This is a genomic window from Thermoanaerobaculia bacterium (assembly GCA_018057705.1).
In the GTDB taxonomy this organism is placed as follows: domain Bacteria; phylum Acidobacteriota; class Thermoanaerobaculia; order Multivoradales; family JAGPDF01; genus JAGPDF01.
In genome coordinates, this window is record JAGPDF010000003.1 from 1 (window position 1) to 16335 (window position 16335).

14 protein-coding genes are annotated in these 16335 nt (G+C 68.7%); 5 read left to right on the forward strand and 9 right to left on the reverse strand.

Annotated features, from left to right (window positions below):
• On the reverse strand, nt 1-1129 hold a 1129-nt coding region (locus KBI44_01345; GenBank protein MBP9143103.1), incomplete at its 3' end, for a glycosyltransferase family 39 protein.
• Between the two features lie 204 nt (nt 1130-1333).
• Between KBI44_01345 and KBI44_01350 the strand changes: the two genes are divergently transcribed.
• The 4 genes from KBI44_01350 to KBI44_01365 all read left to right on the forward strand — a co-directional run bounded on the left by KBI44_01350 (nt 1334) and on the right by KBI44_01365 (nt 5062).
• A complete protein-coding gene (locus KBI44_01350) occupies nt 1334-2908 on the forward strand; it encodes a glycosyltransferase family 39 protein (protein ID MBP9143104.1) in 1575 nt (524 codons plus the stop codon).
• Between the two features lie 49 nt (nt 2909-2957).
• Nucleotides 2958-3731 (forward strand): class I SAM-dependent methyltransferase, encoded by a 774-nt coding sequence (locus KBI44_01355; GenBank protein ID MBP9143105.1) that lies wholly within the window; start codon nt 2958-2960, stop codon nt 3729-3731.
• Nucleotides 3732-3906: 175 nt separating this feature from the next.
• Nucleotides 3907-4596, forward strand: a complete 690-nt coding sequence (locus KBI44_01360; GenBank protein ID MBP9143106.1) for a class I SAM-dependent methyltransferase — start codon at nt 3907-3909, stop codon at nt 4594-4596.
• Nucleotides 4597-4729: 133 nt separating this feature from the next.
• Nucleotides 4730-5062 carry a DUF2007 domain-containing protein gene (locus KBI44_01365; protein ID MBP9143107.1) on the forward strand — a complete coding sequence of 111 codons (333 nt, stop codon included), beginning with the start codon at nt 4730-4732 and terminating at the stop codon, nt 5060-5062.
• A gap of 25 nt (nt 5063-5087) precedes the next feature.
• On the opposite strand, the gene KBI44_01370 is transcribed toward KBI44_01365, so the two are convergent.
• From KBI44_01370 to KBI44_01380, 3 genes are read right to left on the reverse strand one after another with little or no spacing between them, the layout of a single operon-like run.
• Entirely contained in the window at nt 5088-6509 is a 1422-nt protein-coding gene (locus KBI44_01370; GenBank protein ID MBP9143108.1) for a metallophosphoesterase family protein, read from the reverse strand.
• 31 nt (nt 6510-6540) lie between these two features.
• Complete coding sequence (locus KBI44_01375; GenBank protein MBP9143109.1) at nt 6541-7284, reverse strand: SDR family NAD(P)-dependent oxidoreductase; 744 nt, start codon at nt 7282-7284, stop codon at nt 6541-6543.
• Between the two features lie 46 nt (nt 7285-7330).
• Complete coding sequence (locus KBI44_01380; GenBank protein ID MBP9143110.1) at nt 7331-8689, reverse strand: FAD-binding oxidoreductase; 1359 nt, start codon at nt 8687-8689, stop codon at nt 7331-7333.
• A gap of 80 nt (nt 8690-8769) precedes the next feature.
• On the opposite strand from KBI44_01380, the gene KBI44_01385 reads away from it, so the two are divergent.
• The gene (locus KBI44_01385) at nt 8770-9603 is read left to right on the forward strand and encodes a M23 family metallopeptidase (protein MBP9143111.1); all 834 of its coding nucleotides are present in this window, start codon (nt 8770-8772) and stop codon (nt 9601-9603) included.
• A gap of 30 nt (nt 9604-9633) precedes the next feature.
• Here the strand turns inward: KBI44_01385 and KBI44_01390 are convergent, their stop codons facing one another.
• The 5 genes from KBI44_01390 to KBI44_01410 form a co-directional block, all read right to left on the reverse strand.
• The gene (locus tag KBI44_01390; protein ID MBP9143112.1) at nt 9634-11922 is read right to left on the reverse strand and encodes a hypothetical protein; all 2289 of its coding nucleotides are present in this window, start codon (nt 11920-11922) and stop codon (nt 9634-9636) included.
• 274 nt (nt 11923-12196) lie between these two features.
• Nucleotides 12197-13489 (reverse strand): PQQ-dependent sugar dehydrogenase, encoded by a 1293-nt coding sequence (locus KBI44_01395; GenBank protein MBP9143113.1) that lies wholly within the window; start codon nt 13487-13489, stop codon nt 12197-12199.
• 56 nt (nt 13490-13545) lie between these two features.
• A complete protein-coding gene (locus tag KBI44_01400; GenBank protein ID MBP9143114.1) occupies nt 13546-13893 on the reverse strand; it encodes a DUF86 domain-containing protein in 348 nt (115 codons plus the stop codon).
• Nucleotides 13883-14185 carry a nucleotidyltransferase family protein gene (locus tag KBI44_01405; protein MBP9143115.1) on the reverse strand — a complete coding sequence of 101 codons (303 nt, stop codon included), beginning with the start codon at nt 14183-14185 and terminating at the stop codon, nt 13883-13885. The genes KBI44_01400 and KBI44_01405 overlap by 11 nt, the downstream gene beginning before the upstream one ends.
• A 90-nt stretch (nt 14186-14275) precedes the next feature.
• Entirely contained in the window at nt 14276-16324 is a 2049-nt protein-coding gene (locus KBI44_01410) for a hypothetical protein (GenBank protein MBP9143116.1), read from the reverse strand.
• Between the last annotated feature and the right edge of the window lie 11 nt (nt 16325-16335).

A 16335-nucleotide genomic window follows, 5' to 3' on the forward strand; every position in this document is an offset into this window, starting at 1 on the left:
GGACGAGACCGTCATGAAATCGAACGAGGCCGGCCCCGAAGGAGAGGGCCACCGCGACGGCAGCAAGGACTCCGACAGATCGAGCCCTGAGGGACGACTTCTCGCCTTGCGGCCTTCCGAACGCGCCGACGATGAAGTGGGCCCCCGCGACGGCCACGAGCGGGCAGAGCGGAAGCAGGTTGCGGAAAGGTTGAAAGCCATAACGCAGGAAGGGAAGGGTGAGGAGAGTCGCGAAAAGCAGCCACGTCCAGGCGGTGGCGCGGTGCTCACGCCGACGCAGCATCTGCCACAGGCCGGCAGCCGCGCAGAGAAGGAGCGGAACGCCGAGCTCGTACGTCTGAACCGCGCTCTGCCAGTACGACGCCGTGGCCTCCCAATACTCGTACAACCCGGTCTGGATTCGCAGGGCGCTGACGGTCTCGTGAAAGCGCAGCGCGAGCGTCGGCAATCCCAGCGCGAGGCCGGTCAGGAAACCGGCACCCAACGCCACGGCGGACCGGACGGCACGCGAAACGGTCGGCGCCGCGACAAGCACGGCGATGAGTGCAACGGGCACGAGGACGACCGCCGAGTACTTGGAAGCCGCCGCCAGAGCGCCGGCAAGACCTGCTCCGAACGCGAGAAAATGCGCAGACCGGGCCGCGTCGTCGTCGACGTCCCGCGCCGACCGGCGATACCGGGCGACGAAATAGAGCGCCAGCACCGCGAAAAACGCCGTGGGCGTGTCGACCATTACAAAGGAGCCGCGCCGGACGAACGACGGACAGCAGGCGACCAGCAGCGCCGCCACCCAGCCCGTCCGCGGCCCGAAGAGGCTTCCGCCGAGGAGACCCGTGACGAGGACCGTGCCGATGCCCAGGAGGAGCATCACGAGCCGTCCGGTCACGATCAGTTCGGTCGGGCCGAGAATGTCGTAGAGCGGCCCAGCAGGGGTATCGACCTCGTCGTGGGAGGGAATGCCCTCCACCAGCGACCTGCCCGTCGTGACTGCGCTCTGGAAGTAGTCCACTCCCTTCGCTGCGACGGAAATGAGGTAGAAGGTGAGGGGCGGGTATCCGTAATAGCCGGGGTCCCAACTGCCGCTTCGGAGGAGCTGCTCGGTCGGGTGGAGGACATGGCCCTCATCCACGTACGCGATATAGGGAAGGCCAGGCGTCAGCGAAAGGGCACGAAGGCAGATCGCCAGTACGATCGGAAGCGCCCAGCGGCTGGCTATTGCGGCAGCCCCACCGCGACGAAATCGGCCCGGTCCTCGTATGCTCTCCACAGTTCATCGAAGATTACAGCACGCACCGACCGAGAGGCAGGCAAGTCCATTCCCCTTCGAAACCCGATGACGGGCGGCCCCTTGCGCGCCCCTCTTGCCACACTGGCGATCCTGGCGGTGGCGATCGTGGGAGTCCTCGGTGTCCTGCCTTCGCTCGCCAGCCCGGATCTCAACTGGTGCTATCCGTTCATGGGGCCCGACTCCTGGGACTGGCTGGTCAACGGGCTCTACTGGAGCGGCGCACCGGTTCAAGCGAGCTTCCGGCCGCCCGGGCTGCCGCTGGTCATCGCGCTGCTCCACCGTCTTGCGGCGCTCCCGCTCCTGCCCTACCTCAACTTCGCGATGCTCGGCCTCGCGGCCTTGCTGCTCCATCGCCTCGTGCGTCTGCGGCACTCGTCGGTCGTCGCAGCGCTCGCCGTCCTGCTCTTCGTCTCGAACGGCTCGCTCTTCGGCTACACGCGCTTCGTCATGGCCGAAGTCTGGACGCTGCCGTTCCTCATCGTGGCCGCGATCGCTTTCATCCGGGCCGCCGAGAGACCGCGCAGTTATCTGCTCTGCGCGTTTCTCCTCTCGGTGAGCTTTCTGTTCCACTACGCCGGCGCAGTGGTCGGCGTCGGCCTCGGACTGGCGGTGCTCCTCTACCGCCGCGAGATTCTCTTCACGCGCTGGCCCTGGCTCGCTCTGGCCGTCGCATCCCCACTGCCGGCCAGCTGGATGGTGGTCCGGGAGATCCACAACCGCTCGAGCGAAAACTCCCATCTCGTCGTGGGGCTCGTCCGGCCCTCCCTCGAGAACTCCTGGTACTACGCCGTCGTAGCGACGGCCCTGGTGAGCCTCGTCGCGCTGCCGCTCTACGTCGCGGGCTTCGCCCGGCTCTTCCCGAGGAGAGGCAGCCGACTCGCTCCCTGGGCGCAAGCGGTGCTGCTCCCGTTCCTCGCGCTGGCGATCTTCTTCGTCCTGGTCTACAGCTGGGCGGACAAGCGCTTCCTCTACTACCTCTTCCCCTTCGCTCTCGCGATCGCCTCCGAAGGCGTCGCCCTGATCGTGGCCTGGGGTCGCCGCGGGCGCTGGCAAGCCGCCTCGGCGACCCTGCTCCTCCTTGTCGTCGCGCTCTGGAACAGGATTCCTTATCCGGCCGGCTCGCACCGGCTGCTGGCTCTCACACCGCGCAATTTCCTCGACGCCGCGGAAGGGCTGCACAGCGCCAAGGATCGGTCCGTCGCGGCCGCCTGGTCGGCGGGCCTCCTCGCCACGGATGGGTTCCTCTCGTTCCAGGGCCCTCCTCTGACCTGCATGAGTCCCCTGGAGCGAGCGGCGACGCCACAGCTGCGCAGCCTCCTGGCAGAGCATCTCGAACCGGCTGCCCCGATCGCTTTCGCCGGCAGGGGCGGAGATGCGACCGCCTACTGGGTGGACACCAACCGCCTAACCCTCGCTCTCGAGCGCCCGGTCGTCAAGCCCGGCGGCCCCCGCTACGTCCTGCGCCGCCTCGAAGAGCCCGACCCGCACGCCCTGACGACAGTTGGCCCCTGGGAGGTCTTCGACCTGGCGGACAAGGGCATCGGCCACCAACAGCGGCGTCGCAAGCAGCGACCGAAGACGACGCCGCAGCAACTCCCTGCTGCTGTGAGCCTCGAGTAGCAGCCCTCATGTATTCTCATCTGCGGGAAAAGTACCGAGTTCCCTCCTCATGCGACTGCTAGATAAATTCAAGCTGCGCCCGAGTAGCGGTGCCCCGTCCGCTTCCGCACTTCCCATCGAGACCCCCACGGCACTTCGAGTCATCGACGAACACTTCACTCCTGAATCGGCGCTCGACCTCGAGACTTATATCGCTGCCGGCGACCTCACGGCCATTCACCACCTGGCACGGTATCTCTGGGCGAGGGAGCTCCTGCCCACCGGCAGATCGAACGTCCTCGACCTGGGTTGCGGAAGCGGGTACGGCAGCTTCCTCATGGCCCAGGCTCGTCCAGAAGCCAGCGTCATCGGAGTCGTCTACGATGAGCAGGCAGTGGATCACGCAAGGCGGCATCACCAGCTGGACAACTTGACCTTTGCAGCGGGCGACCCGACTGATTGGGAACGGACCATAGGCGGCTCGCAGCTCGACGCCATCGCCTGCTTCGATGTCATCGAGCACGTTCAACATCGCGAACTGCTCCTCGAAGGGGTAGCGGGGCACCTTCATCCCCAAGGGCTATTTCTCTTCTCGACTCCGTGCGCCTCCGACAGCAACAATCTGAAACCCGGCTGGGAGCACCATCGCATCGAATACTCGACGGCGAGCCTCTACGACTTCCTCGGCCGCTACTTCTCCGAGGTGAGCCTTTCGGAAGACTCGTCGTTTCCTGGACGCGCTCTGTTCGAAGGTCTGCATGCGCGCGGCGTGCTCTACGAGCTCCGTCTGAATCCGGTCATCTGTCGCAAACCGATCCGCATCCCCAATCCCTATCGATCTTGAGATTGCCTGCGCTGCAGCGGGCCGCGCGTCCGAAAGGAAACTGAACCTGTCTTCACCCACCTGGCTTCGCAAGAACTTGTTGACCCGCCTCGCTCGACTTCGCGGCGGCGCGGAACCCGCAGACACCTCCAGTCCAGACTGGGTCGAGGAAGACCTCGGCCGGAGGTTGCTCGGGTTGGATGGGGGTCTGGGTCTCTTCCGCTGGGTCCACCTGCTCGAGGCTTTTGAGCGCGCGGGCGCGCCGCGCAGCGTCCTTTCCGTCGGCAGCGGCGAGGGACTGCACGAGGCGCTGCTTGCCAGGCATTTCTCGACAACAAGTGTGTGTGGCGTCGACCTTCGTCAGCCGCAGGTCGAGCTCTCCTTGCCGAACCTCGAGTACTTGCAGGGCAACCTGCTCGACCCAGAGTTCGCAGCCAGGTTGCCGCCGGCCGACCTCGTCTACTCGATCGAGTGCCTCGAGCACATCGTGGACGACCGCGGTGTCTTCGCGAGGATGGTGCAGTTGGTCCGGCCGGGCGGCTGGATCTACCTCGAGGTGCCCTTCGCAAGCGAAGCGGAACAGGCCGATCCAGAGGTCTGCCGGCGGGAGTTCGAGGCGCACGAACATGTCCGTCCCGGCTATGCAGCGCGCCAGCTCGAAGCCCTCGCGCGGGATCAAGGGCTAGCGGACGTTCGCGTCGCCGGAGCCTTCTGGTTTCCCATCCAGCCGATGGTCTGGCTGGCGAGTCGACATCTCACGGCGCCCGCCGTCGCCGACCATTGGCGGAGCTTCCTCGCCGTCGCGGAGCTCGACCTGCGGGAGGCGGTGCCACAGAGCCGCGCCGAGGCGACGGCGATCAAGCTGCTCGCCAGGCTGCCGCGGTGAAGCGGACCGCACGAGCCGAGAAGTAGGACTACAATCGATCCAGTCCCGGCTTCCAGAGAGAGAGGCTCCCATGTTCTGTCCGCAGTGCAGGTCGGAGTATCGCGAGGGGTTCAGTCGTTGTGAGAGCTGTGACGTGCCGCTGGTCGCGGTGCTGCCGCCGGAGGCGGGCGATCCTTCGCATCGCGATCTGGTGACGGCGTTCGAGACCGGTGATCCGGGGCTGCTGGCGATGGCGCATTCGATTCTCGACGAGAGCGGGATCCCCTACCTCACCCAGGGGGAGGGAATCCAGGATCTCTTCGGAGTGGGTCGCCTCGGCACCGGGTTCAGCATCCTCACCGGACCGGTGCACATCCAGGTCGAACGGGAGCGCGAGTCCGAAGTGCGGGCGCTGCTCGGCGAGCTGAAGGAGGACGCCGCCGGCGATTCCGACCTCGAAGAGCGGGATCGCGAACCCGAGGTCTGAGGTCGCGGAACCGGTTCGCCCGAGCCTACGGCTGCCAATTCCCGGTATCGCCGCTCTCGAAGCCGTCGACGAAGACGGCGGCGAGGTGGACGATGCGAAAGTGGTCGACGACTGTGGCGGTCACGGGGGGGCCGGGTTCCGGGCGGAGCATGCGGACGTCCATCTGGTTGCCGGCGATCTCGATCGAGAGCGAGCCGAGCTCGGACAGCCCCACGGCGAGCGCCGGCCAGGGGGCGATGGTGCCTTCGGCTCGGCTGCCGTTGCCCGCGACGACGTAGACCGTGCCGGCGTGCGGGCCGGGCGCCTTGGTGTACGGACCGTCGCCTGCCGGGTCGCCGTCGCCGCCGCGCTTCAGCATCGTCGCTGGCACGAAGGTGCCGGTCGGGCCGTAGTGGCCGTCGATCAGAAAGCTGCGCTCGTAGCCGTGGCTGTGCCCGGTGAGCACCAGATCGACGCCGTGCGCCTCGAGAATGGGCAGCACGTTCTCGCGCATCCGCTCCATGATGCCGCCCGAATCCGCCGGGTTGTCGCTGTCGTGCGTCCCCTTCGTGTACGGCGGATGATGGAAGGCGACGATCGTCCAGGGGCGCGCGTTCGCCGCGAGGTCCGCGGCGAGCCAGACGAGCATCGGGCTCCCCGGAGTCGAGTCGGACTCCGCCGAATCGAGCTGCACGACGTGCAGGTCGCCGCTCTCGTACGAGAAGTAGGCCTCGGTCGCGCTCGCGACCCCGCCGGCCTCGGCGGCAGAAGGCAGCGAGAACATGTCGAAGTAGGGGCCGGTCTGTGTCGCCGAATCCGACGAAACCCCGTCATGATTGCCGAACACCGGCCAGGCGGCGACCGTCGCGAGCTCCTCCGGATAGACGTCGAAGACCGCCATTTGAAATTCCGCGTCGGTCCCCGAGCAGTAGGCGTTGTCGCCGAGCATCAGCCAGAGGTCGGGCGTCGCGTGGTCGGTCCAGAAAGCATAGCTGTCGCGCACCTGCGCGGCGTTCGCCGTCGTCGCGCCGCCGCACAGCGGCAGGCTCGTCGCGCCGCAGTCGCCGATCACCCAGAGAGCGAGCGGCTCGCCGTCGCCGGCCAACGGCGCCGTGCGCAGCGAGTGCGCCGCATCGCCGCCCGCGAGTACCGTCTGCGTGGTGCCGACGGCGTAGTAGTAGAGAGTTCCCGCGGTGAGACCAGAGAGCTCGACGGCATGTTCCGTCACGCGAGGGACCGCGCTCGTCGTTTGATCGTAGACCCCCGCAACCTCGCCCCAACCGGCCCAGCTGTCGGTTGCCGCGTCGGTGCGCCAGCGCAGCACGGCCGAGTCGCTCGCCGTACGCTGCAAGTAGGGCCCGCGCACGATCGTAGCTACGATGTCGGACTTTGCAGTCAGGGACTGGGCAGGCAGGGCCGGAGTGGTCAGCAGGAGGAGGAGGAGGAGGCCGAAAGAGCGGCGGCGCATGGCGATCGGATTCCGGGCCAGCCGACTCCGGCTAGAAACCGAGCCGGCGCATGAGGCCCCGGGGGAGATTCCGCACCGCGAGCATCACCAGCGCCCAGATCGGCGGCGCGTAGACCACCGGCCAACCCCTGTCGATGGCACGCACCACCCGTGCGGCGACCTCGTCGGCCTCGCCGGCGAACGGTGGCTCGGCGAGCCCTGCGGTCATGCCGGTGCGCACGAAGCCCGGCTTCACCGTGATGACCCGCAATCCCTGCGAGTGGAAGCGGTGGTCGAGTCCTTCGAGGTAAGCGGCAAGCCCCGCCTTCGCCGCACCGTAGAGCACGACCGGCTTCCGGCCGCGGTCGCCGGCGACCGAGCCGAAGACGCAAAGCGTGCCACCGCCACGCGCCAGCAGACGCTCGCGGGCCGCCTCGCAGAACTCGACCGTGCGCACGAAGTCGACCTCGAGGAGGCGACGACGATATTTCGGATCGGCCTCGAGCCGGTCCTGCGTTCCGAAGAGCCCGGCGGTGACAATCACGATGTCGAGCCCACCGAGCGCCGCGATCGCGCCGTCGAGCGCCGCCCCGAAGCCGTCCGGAAGCTCGAGATCGCAGTACCCGTGAGCGATCGTTTCCTTCTGCGGGGTGCGGCGCGTCTCGAGGTCGACGACTGCGGCAGCGAGATCGGTTTCATCGCGGCCGAGCAGGTACAGCGCGTCGCCGCGGCCGGCGAGTCGGCGCGCCAGCGCCCGCCCCATCCCCTTCGTCGCGCCGAGGAGGACGACCTTCATGGCATCCCTTTCGTGCCCTTCGTGCCCCACGTGCCCTTGATGACCCTCATGACGATCGGGATCCTGCCGCACCCGGAGCAAAAAGGCGATCGGAGAGTGCACTGCCGAGGAGGCCTTCCGGATCCCAGCGCGCGCGCTCCGCGAGGAAGTCGGGCAGGCGCGGCTCGAACCGGGCGAAGTCCTCGGCGGTGGTGAGTGCATCCTTGGCGAGGTAGATCCGGCCGCCCTCCTCGGCGACGAGCCGGTTCAAACGGGCCACCAGGGCTGCGGTGCCCGGACGCAGCGGCAGATCGACCGCCACCGTCACCCCCGGACGGGGAAAGCTCAGCATCCCCTCGCCTTCGGCGCCGAGGTCCTTGAGCACCGACAGGAACGACGCCCCACCGAGCTCGATCATCAGTTCGAGGAACCGCCGCGTCGCCCCCGGGCGCTCGCCCTCGGGCAGGACGCACTGGTACTGCGTGAAGCCGCGCCGGCCGTACATCCGGTTCCAGTCCTCGACGACGTCGAGGGGGTAGAAGAACTGCTCGGGCGAAAGCACGCGGCGTCGGGGCGTTGCGGGAGCCGTGCCGAAGAGCGCGGCGTTGAACAGCCGGACCACGAACGGCGACAGGCACCAGTCCGGAAGATCGATCGGGAAACGGCGCCGCGGCCGCTGCGGCGGCGGAAAGAGCGGCGCCTCGCCCGCCTCCGCCCAGCGTCCGGTGAAGAGGATGCCGCGCCCCAGCGCCTTGCCCGGGATCAGCGTGTCGATCCAGGCCACCGTGTAGGGCCATTCGCCGGCCGCGGCCCGCAGTGCAGCGAGCAGCTCGTCGAGACCGTCGTAGCGCCGGCGCTCCTCGAGGATCCACATCGAAGGGACGCGCTGCAGGGTGAGCTCGACCTCGAGGATGTGCCCGGTGAGGCCCATGCCGCCGAGGGTCGCCCGGAAGAGCTCCGGATGCGTCGCCCGATCGCAGTCGACGATGCGGCCATCGGCGAGCAGCAGGCGGAGGGCGCGGACATGGCGCCCGAACGTGCCGTCGCGATGATGGCTCTTGCCGTGGACGTCGGCCGCGACCATGCCGCCGAGAGTGACGAACGCCGTGCCCGGGCTCGCCGGCGGCCAGAAGCCGCGCGGCAGGAAGAGCCGCAGAAGCTCGCGCAGCGCGAGCCCGGCCTGGGCACGCAGCACACCGCTCTCCGGATCGAAAGCGAGCAGCCGGTCGGCGAGCACCGAGCCGGCGACCTCGAGCGCCCCGGCCGGCGGCAACGAAGCGTCGCCGTAAGAGCGCCCCAGCCCGCGCGTCAGCGGCCGCCCACGCGCCACCGACGCCAGATCCTCGCCCCGGATCTCCCGCCCCGGCACCGGCAAACGGCCCCATCCGGAGAGCTGCGGCACGGGTGCGGAACGGCGAGAAGACACTTCCGCACTCTATCCGACGCCCTCGGGGCGCCGGACCGCTGCGGCGGGGCCAGGCGAGTCGATGACGATAGAGTCGCGCCATGAAGAACGTCCTCCCCGCACTGGCGCTGCTCCTGGCGATGCAGGTCACTCCGGCGCCTGGAGCCACGACATCGGGCACCTCCGTCCGGCCGGGGTCGATCGTGCGCTGGGCGGGCGAGGGGATCGTCGAGTGCCGGCAGGGCGAGAGGCGCTTCGCGCCGATCGGCGGCACCTGCTACTTCCCCATCGATCTGCTGGCGACCGGTACGATCGAGGTCGAACGCCGGACGGCGGCGGGCGCTGCGGGAAGCGAGAAGCGCCGGCTCACCGTGGCGAGCTACCCCTATCCGACCGAGTCACTCACCGGCGTCGAGGAAAAATACGTCTCGCCGCCGGCGGCCGAGCTGGCGCGGATCGAGCGCGAACAGAAAGAGACCGCGGCGGTCTTCGCGCGCGCCACGCCGATCGCCTTCGAGCTGCCGCTCGGGGCGCCGCTCGCGGCGCTCCCGGAGGGCGGCCGCTTCGGCGCCCGCCGGATCTTCAACGGCGTGTCCAAGAGCCCCCACGGTGGCACCGACTTCAAGGCCGCGCCGGGCACCCTCGTCTACGCTCCGGCCGACGGCATCGTGGCGCTCGCCTCGGGTCAGTACTTCGCCGGCAACGCGGTCTATCTCGACCACGGCGACGGCCTCGTCACCATGAGCTTCCATCTCTCGGAGGTCCTGGTCGAGACCGGTGCCCGGGTGAAACGCGGTCAGCCGATCGGCAAGGTCGGCGCCACCGGCCGGGTGACCGGACCGCATCTCCACTTCGGCGTGCGCTGGCGCGGCGCCAAGGTCGACCCGCAGCTCCTCCTCGCCGACCCGGCGACCTGGCCGGCGATCAGCCCTTAGAGGGTTTAGAGGGTTTTCCCGCGCCGCCGGTCAGGGCGGGCAGACCGGGCCGCCCGTATTCTCGGACCACTCGCACGGATCGTTCGACTCGAACCCATCGGTGAAGATCGTCAGGCTGCCGAAGGTCGCGGTCACCGCGCGATCGGCGGTGAGCACCGGCTGGCAGCTGTCGCTGCCGGAGCAGTCGCCGGACCAGCCGACGAAGAACGAGCCGACTGCAGGCGTCGCCGTGAGGGTCACGGGAGTGTTCTCGATGAAGGCCTCGGTGCAGTCTCCCGGGCAGGCAATTCCGGCCGGAACGCTAGCGACGCCGCCACTCCCCGCTCCGGCGAGTGTCACGCTGAGCGTGCGCAGCAGGCCGAAGGTCGCGGTCGCCGAGCGCGCCGCCGACATGGTGAGATTGCAGGGGCCGGTGCCCGCGCAGTCGCCACTCCAGCCGGCGAAGTACGACCCCGGCCCGGGCACGGCAGTGAGCGCCACGGGAGTGCCGTCGGCGAACGCCTCCGTGCAGTCGCCCGGGCAGGCGACCCCCGCCGGCACGCTGGTGACGCCGCCTCCGCCCGGACCGGCGAGGGCGACGTCGAGCGTGCGCAGGAGTCCGAAGGTCGCCGTCACCGCGCGGTCGGCCGACATGGCGAAATTGCACGCCGCGGCGCCCGCGCAGTCGCCGCTCCAGCCGACGAAGTAGGAGCCGGGGTCGGGCGTCGCCGCGAGCTCGACGTTCTGGGTCAGAACCCACGACTCGTCGCAGTCGCCCGGGCAGTCGATGCCGACAGGGCTGCTGGTGACGCTTCCCGCGCCGGCACCCGCGACGGTGACCTCGAGCAGGTGTTGCACCGGCGCCACCCCTGCCGCCTCGTAGGCCCCGGTGTCGCAGGTCGCGACGGCGTCGCCGTCGCCGTCGGTCGGCCGCAGCTCGCCGCGCTGATCGATCCCCATCGGCTCGTCCTGTGCCAGGACAGGATTCCAGCTCGCGCACCCGAGCGGATCACCGCCATCGATCGCCGGGCTCCCCGCCCCGAGGGCGCGCGTCTCCGTCGGTCCACCGTTCGCCCCCAGGGCCGCGAGGAGTGGCTCGAGTGGAACGCCGCTCGTCCCCTCCTGATCGGTGCCACCGAAGGAACTGGCGCAGCCGTTGTTGACCCGGATCAGGTTGTAGCCCTCGGAGATCAGACTCGCCGTGGCGCTCGCGCAGTCGGGGCTGCCGCCGCCCGTGTTCCCGGCGAAGAGCGAGGTGCGGGTGATGATGCTGCCGCCGCCGGCACGCGCGATTCCCCCGCCGGTGCTGTTCGCCGTATTGCCGGCGACGGTGACGTTGCGCAGGCGCGTCGTTCCGCCGCCAACGAAGAGCCCGCCGCCCTGCGCGACAGCGCCCACCGCCGAAGTTCCCACCGAGTTTCCGGAGAGCGTCACGTTGTTGAGCGTGCAGTCACCCTGACAGAAGAGGCCGCCGCCGCGCCCGTCGGCTCCCGAGAGAGTGAAGACCGCGCCATCTCCACTCCGATTGCCGGAGAGGGTCGTCGCGCCGAGAAGCAGGACGCCGCCCGCCAGATTCGCGATTCCACCGCCATCGCCGCCCGGACCCCAGGGTCCGCCGCCGGCTCCCGCCGTGCAGCCGGCCACCGTCGTCTGCCAGAGGGACGCGAAACCGGCGTTGGCGAGAGCACCGCCGCGCCCGCCGGCGAAAACCGCCGTCGGCGGATCGAGCGATCCGCCCCCCACCCCGGCAACGTCGCCGGAAAAGACCAACTGGCTGCCGGTGAAGACGCCGCCCGCCGCGACGTAGACGCCGCCGCCGTCGCCCCCCGCGGTGTTCGAGCTCACGCCGCCATTCCAGGCCTGGCAGCTCTCGAAGCGGCTGGAGGAAACCGTCACCTCGCCCAGGACCTTGAGACAGCCGCCATGCTTGTCGCCGCTCGTCGTGGCCCTGCCGTCGCGCAGCGTCAGGCCGGAGAGGCTGACGGCAGCTCCGACCTGAATCGTCATGACGCGGACGAGGTTCCCGCCCGAAATGGCGAGCTGCGTCGCGCCGGGACCGGTGAGGGTGATGTCGTCCGCGATCAGGAGCTGACCCAGGGCGCCGGTAATCGTGATCGTCCACGGCGAAGACCCGGGCAGGGCGAAGAGGATCGTGTCGCCGTCTCCCGCGGCGGCGATCGCCTCGCGCAGCGAGCAGTCGCCGGGGGCACAGGTCAGATCGTTCTGATCGGTGGTGATGTCGACCGTCCAGTCGAGGGCTCGAACCGGAAGCTGCAAACTGAAGAGGAGAAAGAAAAAAGGACCGGTAAAGGAAAAGAAGGAAAACCGGCGGATTGCCATCTCAGCCTCCCTGACCTGTGCCTCACGCCGCGCGGCACGGAGTATCCAGTGCCAATCTTCCCGGTGCCAACGTAGCCACGGCGCCCGGCGCAGATGTGGCGAGGGTAGCACGCGCGTTCTGCCGATCCGCCGCGCCGCCGCAGTTCGGGCCGTCCAGTCCTTTCCTCTGCCGAGCCCTTTCCTTTACCGAGCCTTTGCCTCCGGCTGCAGAATTCTCCCGCCGCCGTGCTCGTAGAGATAGAGCTCGCCGGATTCGGCAGCAGATGCCATTCCTTTACCGAGCCTTTGCCTCCAGCCGCAGAATTCTCCCGCCACCGTGGTCGCAGAGGTAGAGCTCGCCCGCCTCGTCCTCTCCGAACGAGCTCACCTGGACCTGGCTCTGCAGGAGCTTGCTCACGCTCGCCGTGCCGCTCGCGTCGCGCGCCAGCGACCAGAGGGTGCCGGTGCAGTAATCGGAGAAGAGATACTTCCCGACGAGCGCCGGAATCGCCCGGCCGCGGTAGACATAGCCGCCGGTCACCGAGCAGCCGGCGTCGTGGCCGTACTCGTAGAGCGGCAGCTCCAGTCCCTTGGCGTCGCAGCCCTGGCGCGGGTCGTAGCAGTGGAAGCCCTCCATCGTCCGCCAGCCGAAGTGGAGCGGCGCCGGCCGCTTCGAATCGGCGACGTCGATCTCCTCCCAGGCGTTCTGGCCGACGTCGCCGATCCAGATCTCGTCCGTGGCGCGATCGAAGCTGAAGCGCCAGGGATTGCGCAGACCGAGCGCCCAGATCTCGACCGCTGCTGCGCCGGCAGCCGCGGCGGCTCCGACGTCGATGCGCAGCATCTTGCCGAGAAGGGACGCCGGATTGCGCGCGTTGTCCCACGGATCGCCGCCGCTTCCGCCATCGCCGGTGCCGGCCCAGAGCCGGCCGTCCGGTCCGAAAGCGATCATGCCGCCGTTGTGGTTGCCGGCCGGATCGGCCATGTCCAGCACGACGCTCTCCGAGGCCGGATCCGCCCGGTCCGGGTCGGACGCCGGGGTGTTCGGGTCGTGCGGAGCGTTCGGAGCGAGCGGCGCCAGATAGCGCGCGATGCGCACCACCGGGCCCTCGCCTGTCTTCGTCGTGTGCGCCACGAAGAATCGCCGCGAAGTCGCGAAGTCCGGCGCGAAGGCGAGCCCCAGGAGTCCGCGTTCGCCGGAGCTCGAGTCGAGCCGCGCGGAGAGATCGAGAAACGGCTCCGGCAGGATCCTGCCGTCGCGCACGATGCGGATCCTGCCGCCCTGCTCGACGACGAAGAGACGCCCGCTGCCGTCCCCGGCATGCGTGACGAACAGCGGCCGATCGAAACCCGAGGCCACCGGAGCGAGGTGAACACCTGCGACGCCCGCGTCCGCGTCCGTCTCCGATCCCGCCTTCGGGGCACCCGCCGCAGCCACCTCCGCAGCCCGAACCTCGGCCCCCGTCGCAATCGCCGCCGGCCCCCCGACCACCTCCCGCGCCGCCCGCCTCCCGGCGCGCGTCAGCAGCGCAACGGCCACCAGCGACAACCCCACCGCCAGCACGATCCGCAGAGCTCGGGTAGACATGACGCAATGGTAGTCCGACAGGTGGCCGGGGCCAACCTTGAACCGCAGAGCGCGGCTCAGCGCGACTCCGGGTTCGTCACCAAGGGATGCAGTTGCAAAAGCAACCGAGGGATCTCATGGCGCGAGACATCCCAGACGAGATCGAAGTTGACGCTCAGGTAGTCATGCACGATCTTGTGCCGCATCCCGATGATCTCCGACCAGGGGATGTCGCGATGGACGGATCGAAAAGCCTGGGACACCCGGCGCGCCGCCTCGCCCAGAGTCTGAATCAGGTGCGTCAGAGCGAGTCGAACGTCCTCGTCCGCGTCGAAGCCGGCACGATCGAGTTGCAGGAGGCGGCTTTCGATCTTTCGCCCGAGATCGTACATCTGCCCGACGTAGACAAGATCGTCATGCTGCATATTGGGTCTGGGCTTCGGCGAGCACTCGCTGCCGCAGGCGCGGGTTCAGGAACTTTCGCGGCACGAGGTCGATCCGTCGCCCACCGAAGAGCTCCGAGAGCTCCCGCTCGAGGTCAAAGACGCGAAAACCCAACACCGTCTCGGGCTCGAAGTCGACCAGCAGGTCCACATCACTGTCGGGCCCGAAATCCTCCCGTAGCGCCGAGCCGAAGAGGGCGAGCTCGCGAATCCCCCAGCGTCGACACAGCTCCGCCAGACGCAATGGGTCGACCTTCGTAACTGAACTCTTGATGGCCTCGCCCACGAGAAAAGTGTAACCCAAGTGCCGCGCGGGGCCACTCGTTTTCCTTCAAAGCCGCAGCGGTCACAGCCGGAGTACCTTTCAGTTGATCGACAGTGGGTTTCCGAGCCGCGTCAACACCCGAACGCCATCGACTGCAGGCACCACTAGCAGCCCATCACGATCGAGGAAGATCATGGAAGCATCATTCTCGTTGCTGGGCAGGGACGCGAGGTCCGTGGCGAGGCGGCGGCGGGCTCCGGTCGCGGGGTTCCAGGCGATGAGGGTCCAGCCGAAGACCGGTTCCAGGTGCGCACGGTTGGCGTACTGCGCCCGCCAGGCGATCGCCACCGTGCCGTCGTCGAGCTCGCCGGCAAAGCGCGTCAGCCGGACGTTGCCGAGATCGGTCTGAGCGGTCTGCCTGCCCTCCGGGTCGAATGCCGTGAGGCGCGAGTTCCAGATCGGCATGGCGCCGAGCAGCGAGAGCCGGACGACCCTCCCGTCGCGCAGCGGATAGGCAAGATCGGAATAGGGAGAGCAACCCTTGCAGACCGGCAGGGGGAACGGGATTCCGACATCTTCCGGATTCATCACGCTCCAGCCCCCCGGGCCTCGCACCATGCGGCGAGATCCCGGTGCCGCGGCGCGGGGAGCGGCACCGGGCCCGATCTTCCAGGGCTCACAGCTCCAGGCCCCAAGATCGCAAGTAGTCGTCGCGAGAATCGGCGGCGACGGCGGAGCGGAGGACGCGAAGCGGAAGCCAGCCGCCCAGACCTCCTCCCGACTTAAGGTGCCATCACGACGAAACGCAGGTCGAGCGTCAACGGTTCGCAATCGCCCTCGGCTGTAACTCTGACCGTAACCCTGGAGCGACACGGAATCCTCGGACAGCGCGATGATCCTGGGCGGCAGGGGAAGGTCGTCGAGCAGGCGTCGGCTCTGGGCTCCCCGCCGCCAGACGTCGACCGCGTAGGTGCCCTGGTCCATCTCCCCATACCGTGCGTTCGGCCAGCCGTCGCGAGAGCGCACGTAGGTCGAAGCCACCGCGAAGGACCAGCTCGGTGAGACCGCCCAATCGAAGACCGGCTCCCGGATCCGCAGGCCGGGACGGAAGTCGGTCCAGGGCCACCAGCGCAGTCGGATCCAGACCTCGACGAAGCTCTCAGCCACCGGGGGCGGGCGAAGCTCGCTCCAGAGATTCTTGAGCTCGGGTCGAGGCTCGAGGCGAGCCCTGCCGAACCGGGTCGGCCACGTCTTCTCGATCAGGAAACCGAAATAGGTGCCCAGGGGCCGCACCAGCTCCAGCCGCGGCGTCGCGGATGCGTAGTCCAGGGAGAAGAGTGCGTAGATGTCCGGCCGGCCGTCGAGGGCCGCCGCGAAGGTCGTGCCCTCCGCGTCGCCGGAGGTGAAGAGGATTCGCTCGATCTCCCCCGCCGTCGGTCGCAGGTAGCGGTAGGTTCCGTAAGAGGACAGCAACCCGATGCAAACGAAACCTACCGCCAGCGCGAGCGCGCGCCGGTCGACTGCGCGACCGCCTCCGCCCTCTCCTCGCGGCAGGAAGGCGGCGGCTCCAAGGACCGAGAGCATCGACAAGAGCAAGACCTTCGAAAGCAGCTCGATCCCGGCGAGCGCCGGAATCTGGAACAGCCGCGCAGCGCTCGCCGCGACCAGGGCCGCGCAAACCACCACCGACACGACGACGAGCCATCGGCCAGGCAAGCGCTTTCCCTTTACTGGTCCTTTCGTTCGAGAAGCCACATACGCCACGGCAAGAAGGAACAGGGCGACCGCTCCGGCCGAGACCGGCCTCCTCCAGCCGATCGCCGTCTGCGCCAGGCTCGCGAGCGCCTCCACCTCTGTCGTAGTCATCCCGGCAAGAAGCGCCGGCAAGAGGAGGGCGGTAACTGTGGCGACGACCTTGCCGAGCTCGAGGAGGTGGGCCTGCGGCGACAAGGGGCCTCGGCGACCCCATCTCGCGGCGAGAAGGGCGGCAGCGAGGAACGCGATGAGGAGCGCGGCGAGGCCGCGCAGGGCGGGATGTTCGTTTTCCGGTTCGCCGAGGAGGGCGGGCAGCAGGGCGGCGAGCGCGCCGGCGGCGAGCAGCAGGATGAGGAGAATCGGGCGGCGAACGGCGCGCGCGAGCTCGGTCACGACTCCTTCTT

Bases quoted from the DNA above. Each gene is read 5' to 3' on its own strand.
- KBI44_01350 (MBP9143104.1), top strand. From the start codon at position 1,334: ATGACGGGCGGCCCCTTGCGCGCCCCTCTTGCCACACTGGCGATCCTG.
- KBI44_01355 (MBP9143105.1), top strand. From the start codon at position 2,958: ATGCGACTGCTAGATAAATTCAAGCTGCGCCCGAGTAGCGGTGCCCCG.
- KBI44_01370 (MBP9143108.1), bottom strand. From the start codon at position 6,509: ATGCGCCGCCGCTCTTTCGGCCTCCTCCTCCTCCTCCTGCTGACCACT.
- KBI44_01375 (MBP9143109.1), bottom strand. From the start codon at position 7,284: ATGAAGGTCGTCCTCCTCGGCGCGACGAAGGGGATGGGGCGGGCGCTG.
- KBI44_01385 (MBP9143111.1), top strand. From the start codon at position 8,770: ATGAAGAACGTCCTCCCCGCACTGGCGCTGCTCCTGGCGATGCAGGTC.
- KBI44_01390 (MBP9143112.1), bottom strand. From the start codon at position 11,922: ATGGCAATCCGCCGGTTTTCCTTCTTTTCCTTTACCGGTCCTTTTTTC.
- KBI44_01395 (MBP9143113.1), bottom strand. From the start codon at position 13,489: ATGTCTACCCGAGCTCTGCGGATCGTGCTGGCGGTGGGGTTGTCGCTG.
- KBI44_01400 (MBP9143114.1), bottom strand. From the start codon at position 13,893: ATGCAGCATGACGATCTTGTCTACGTCGGGCAGATGTACGATCTCGGG.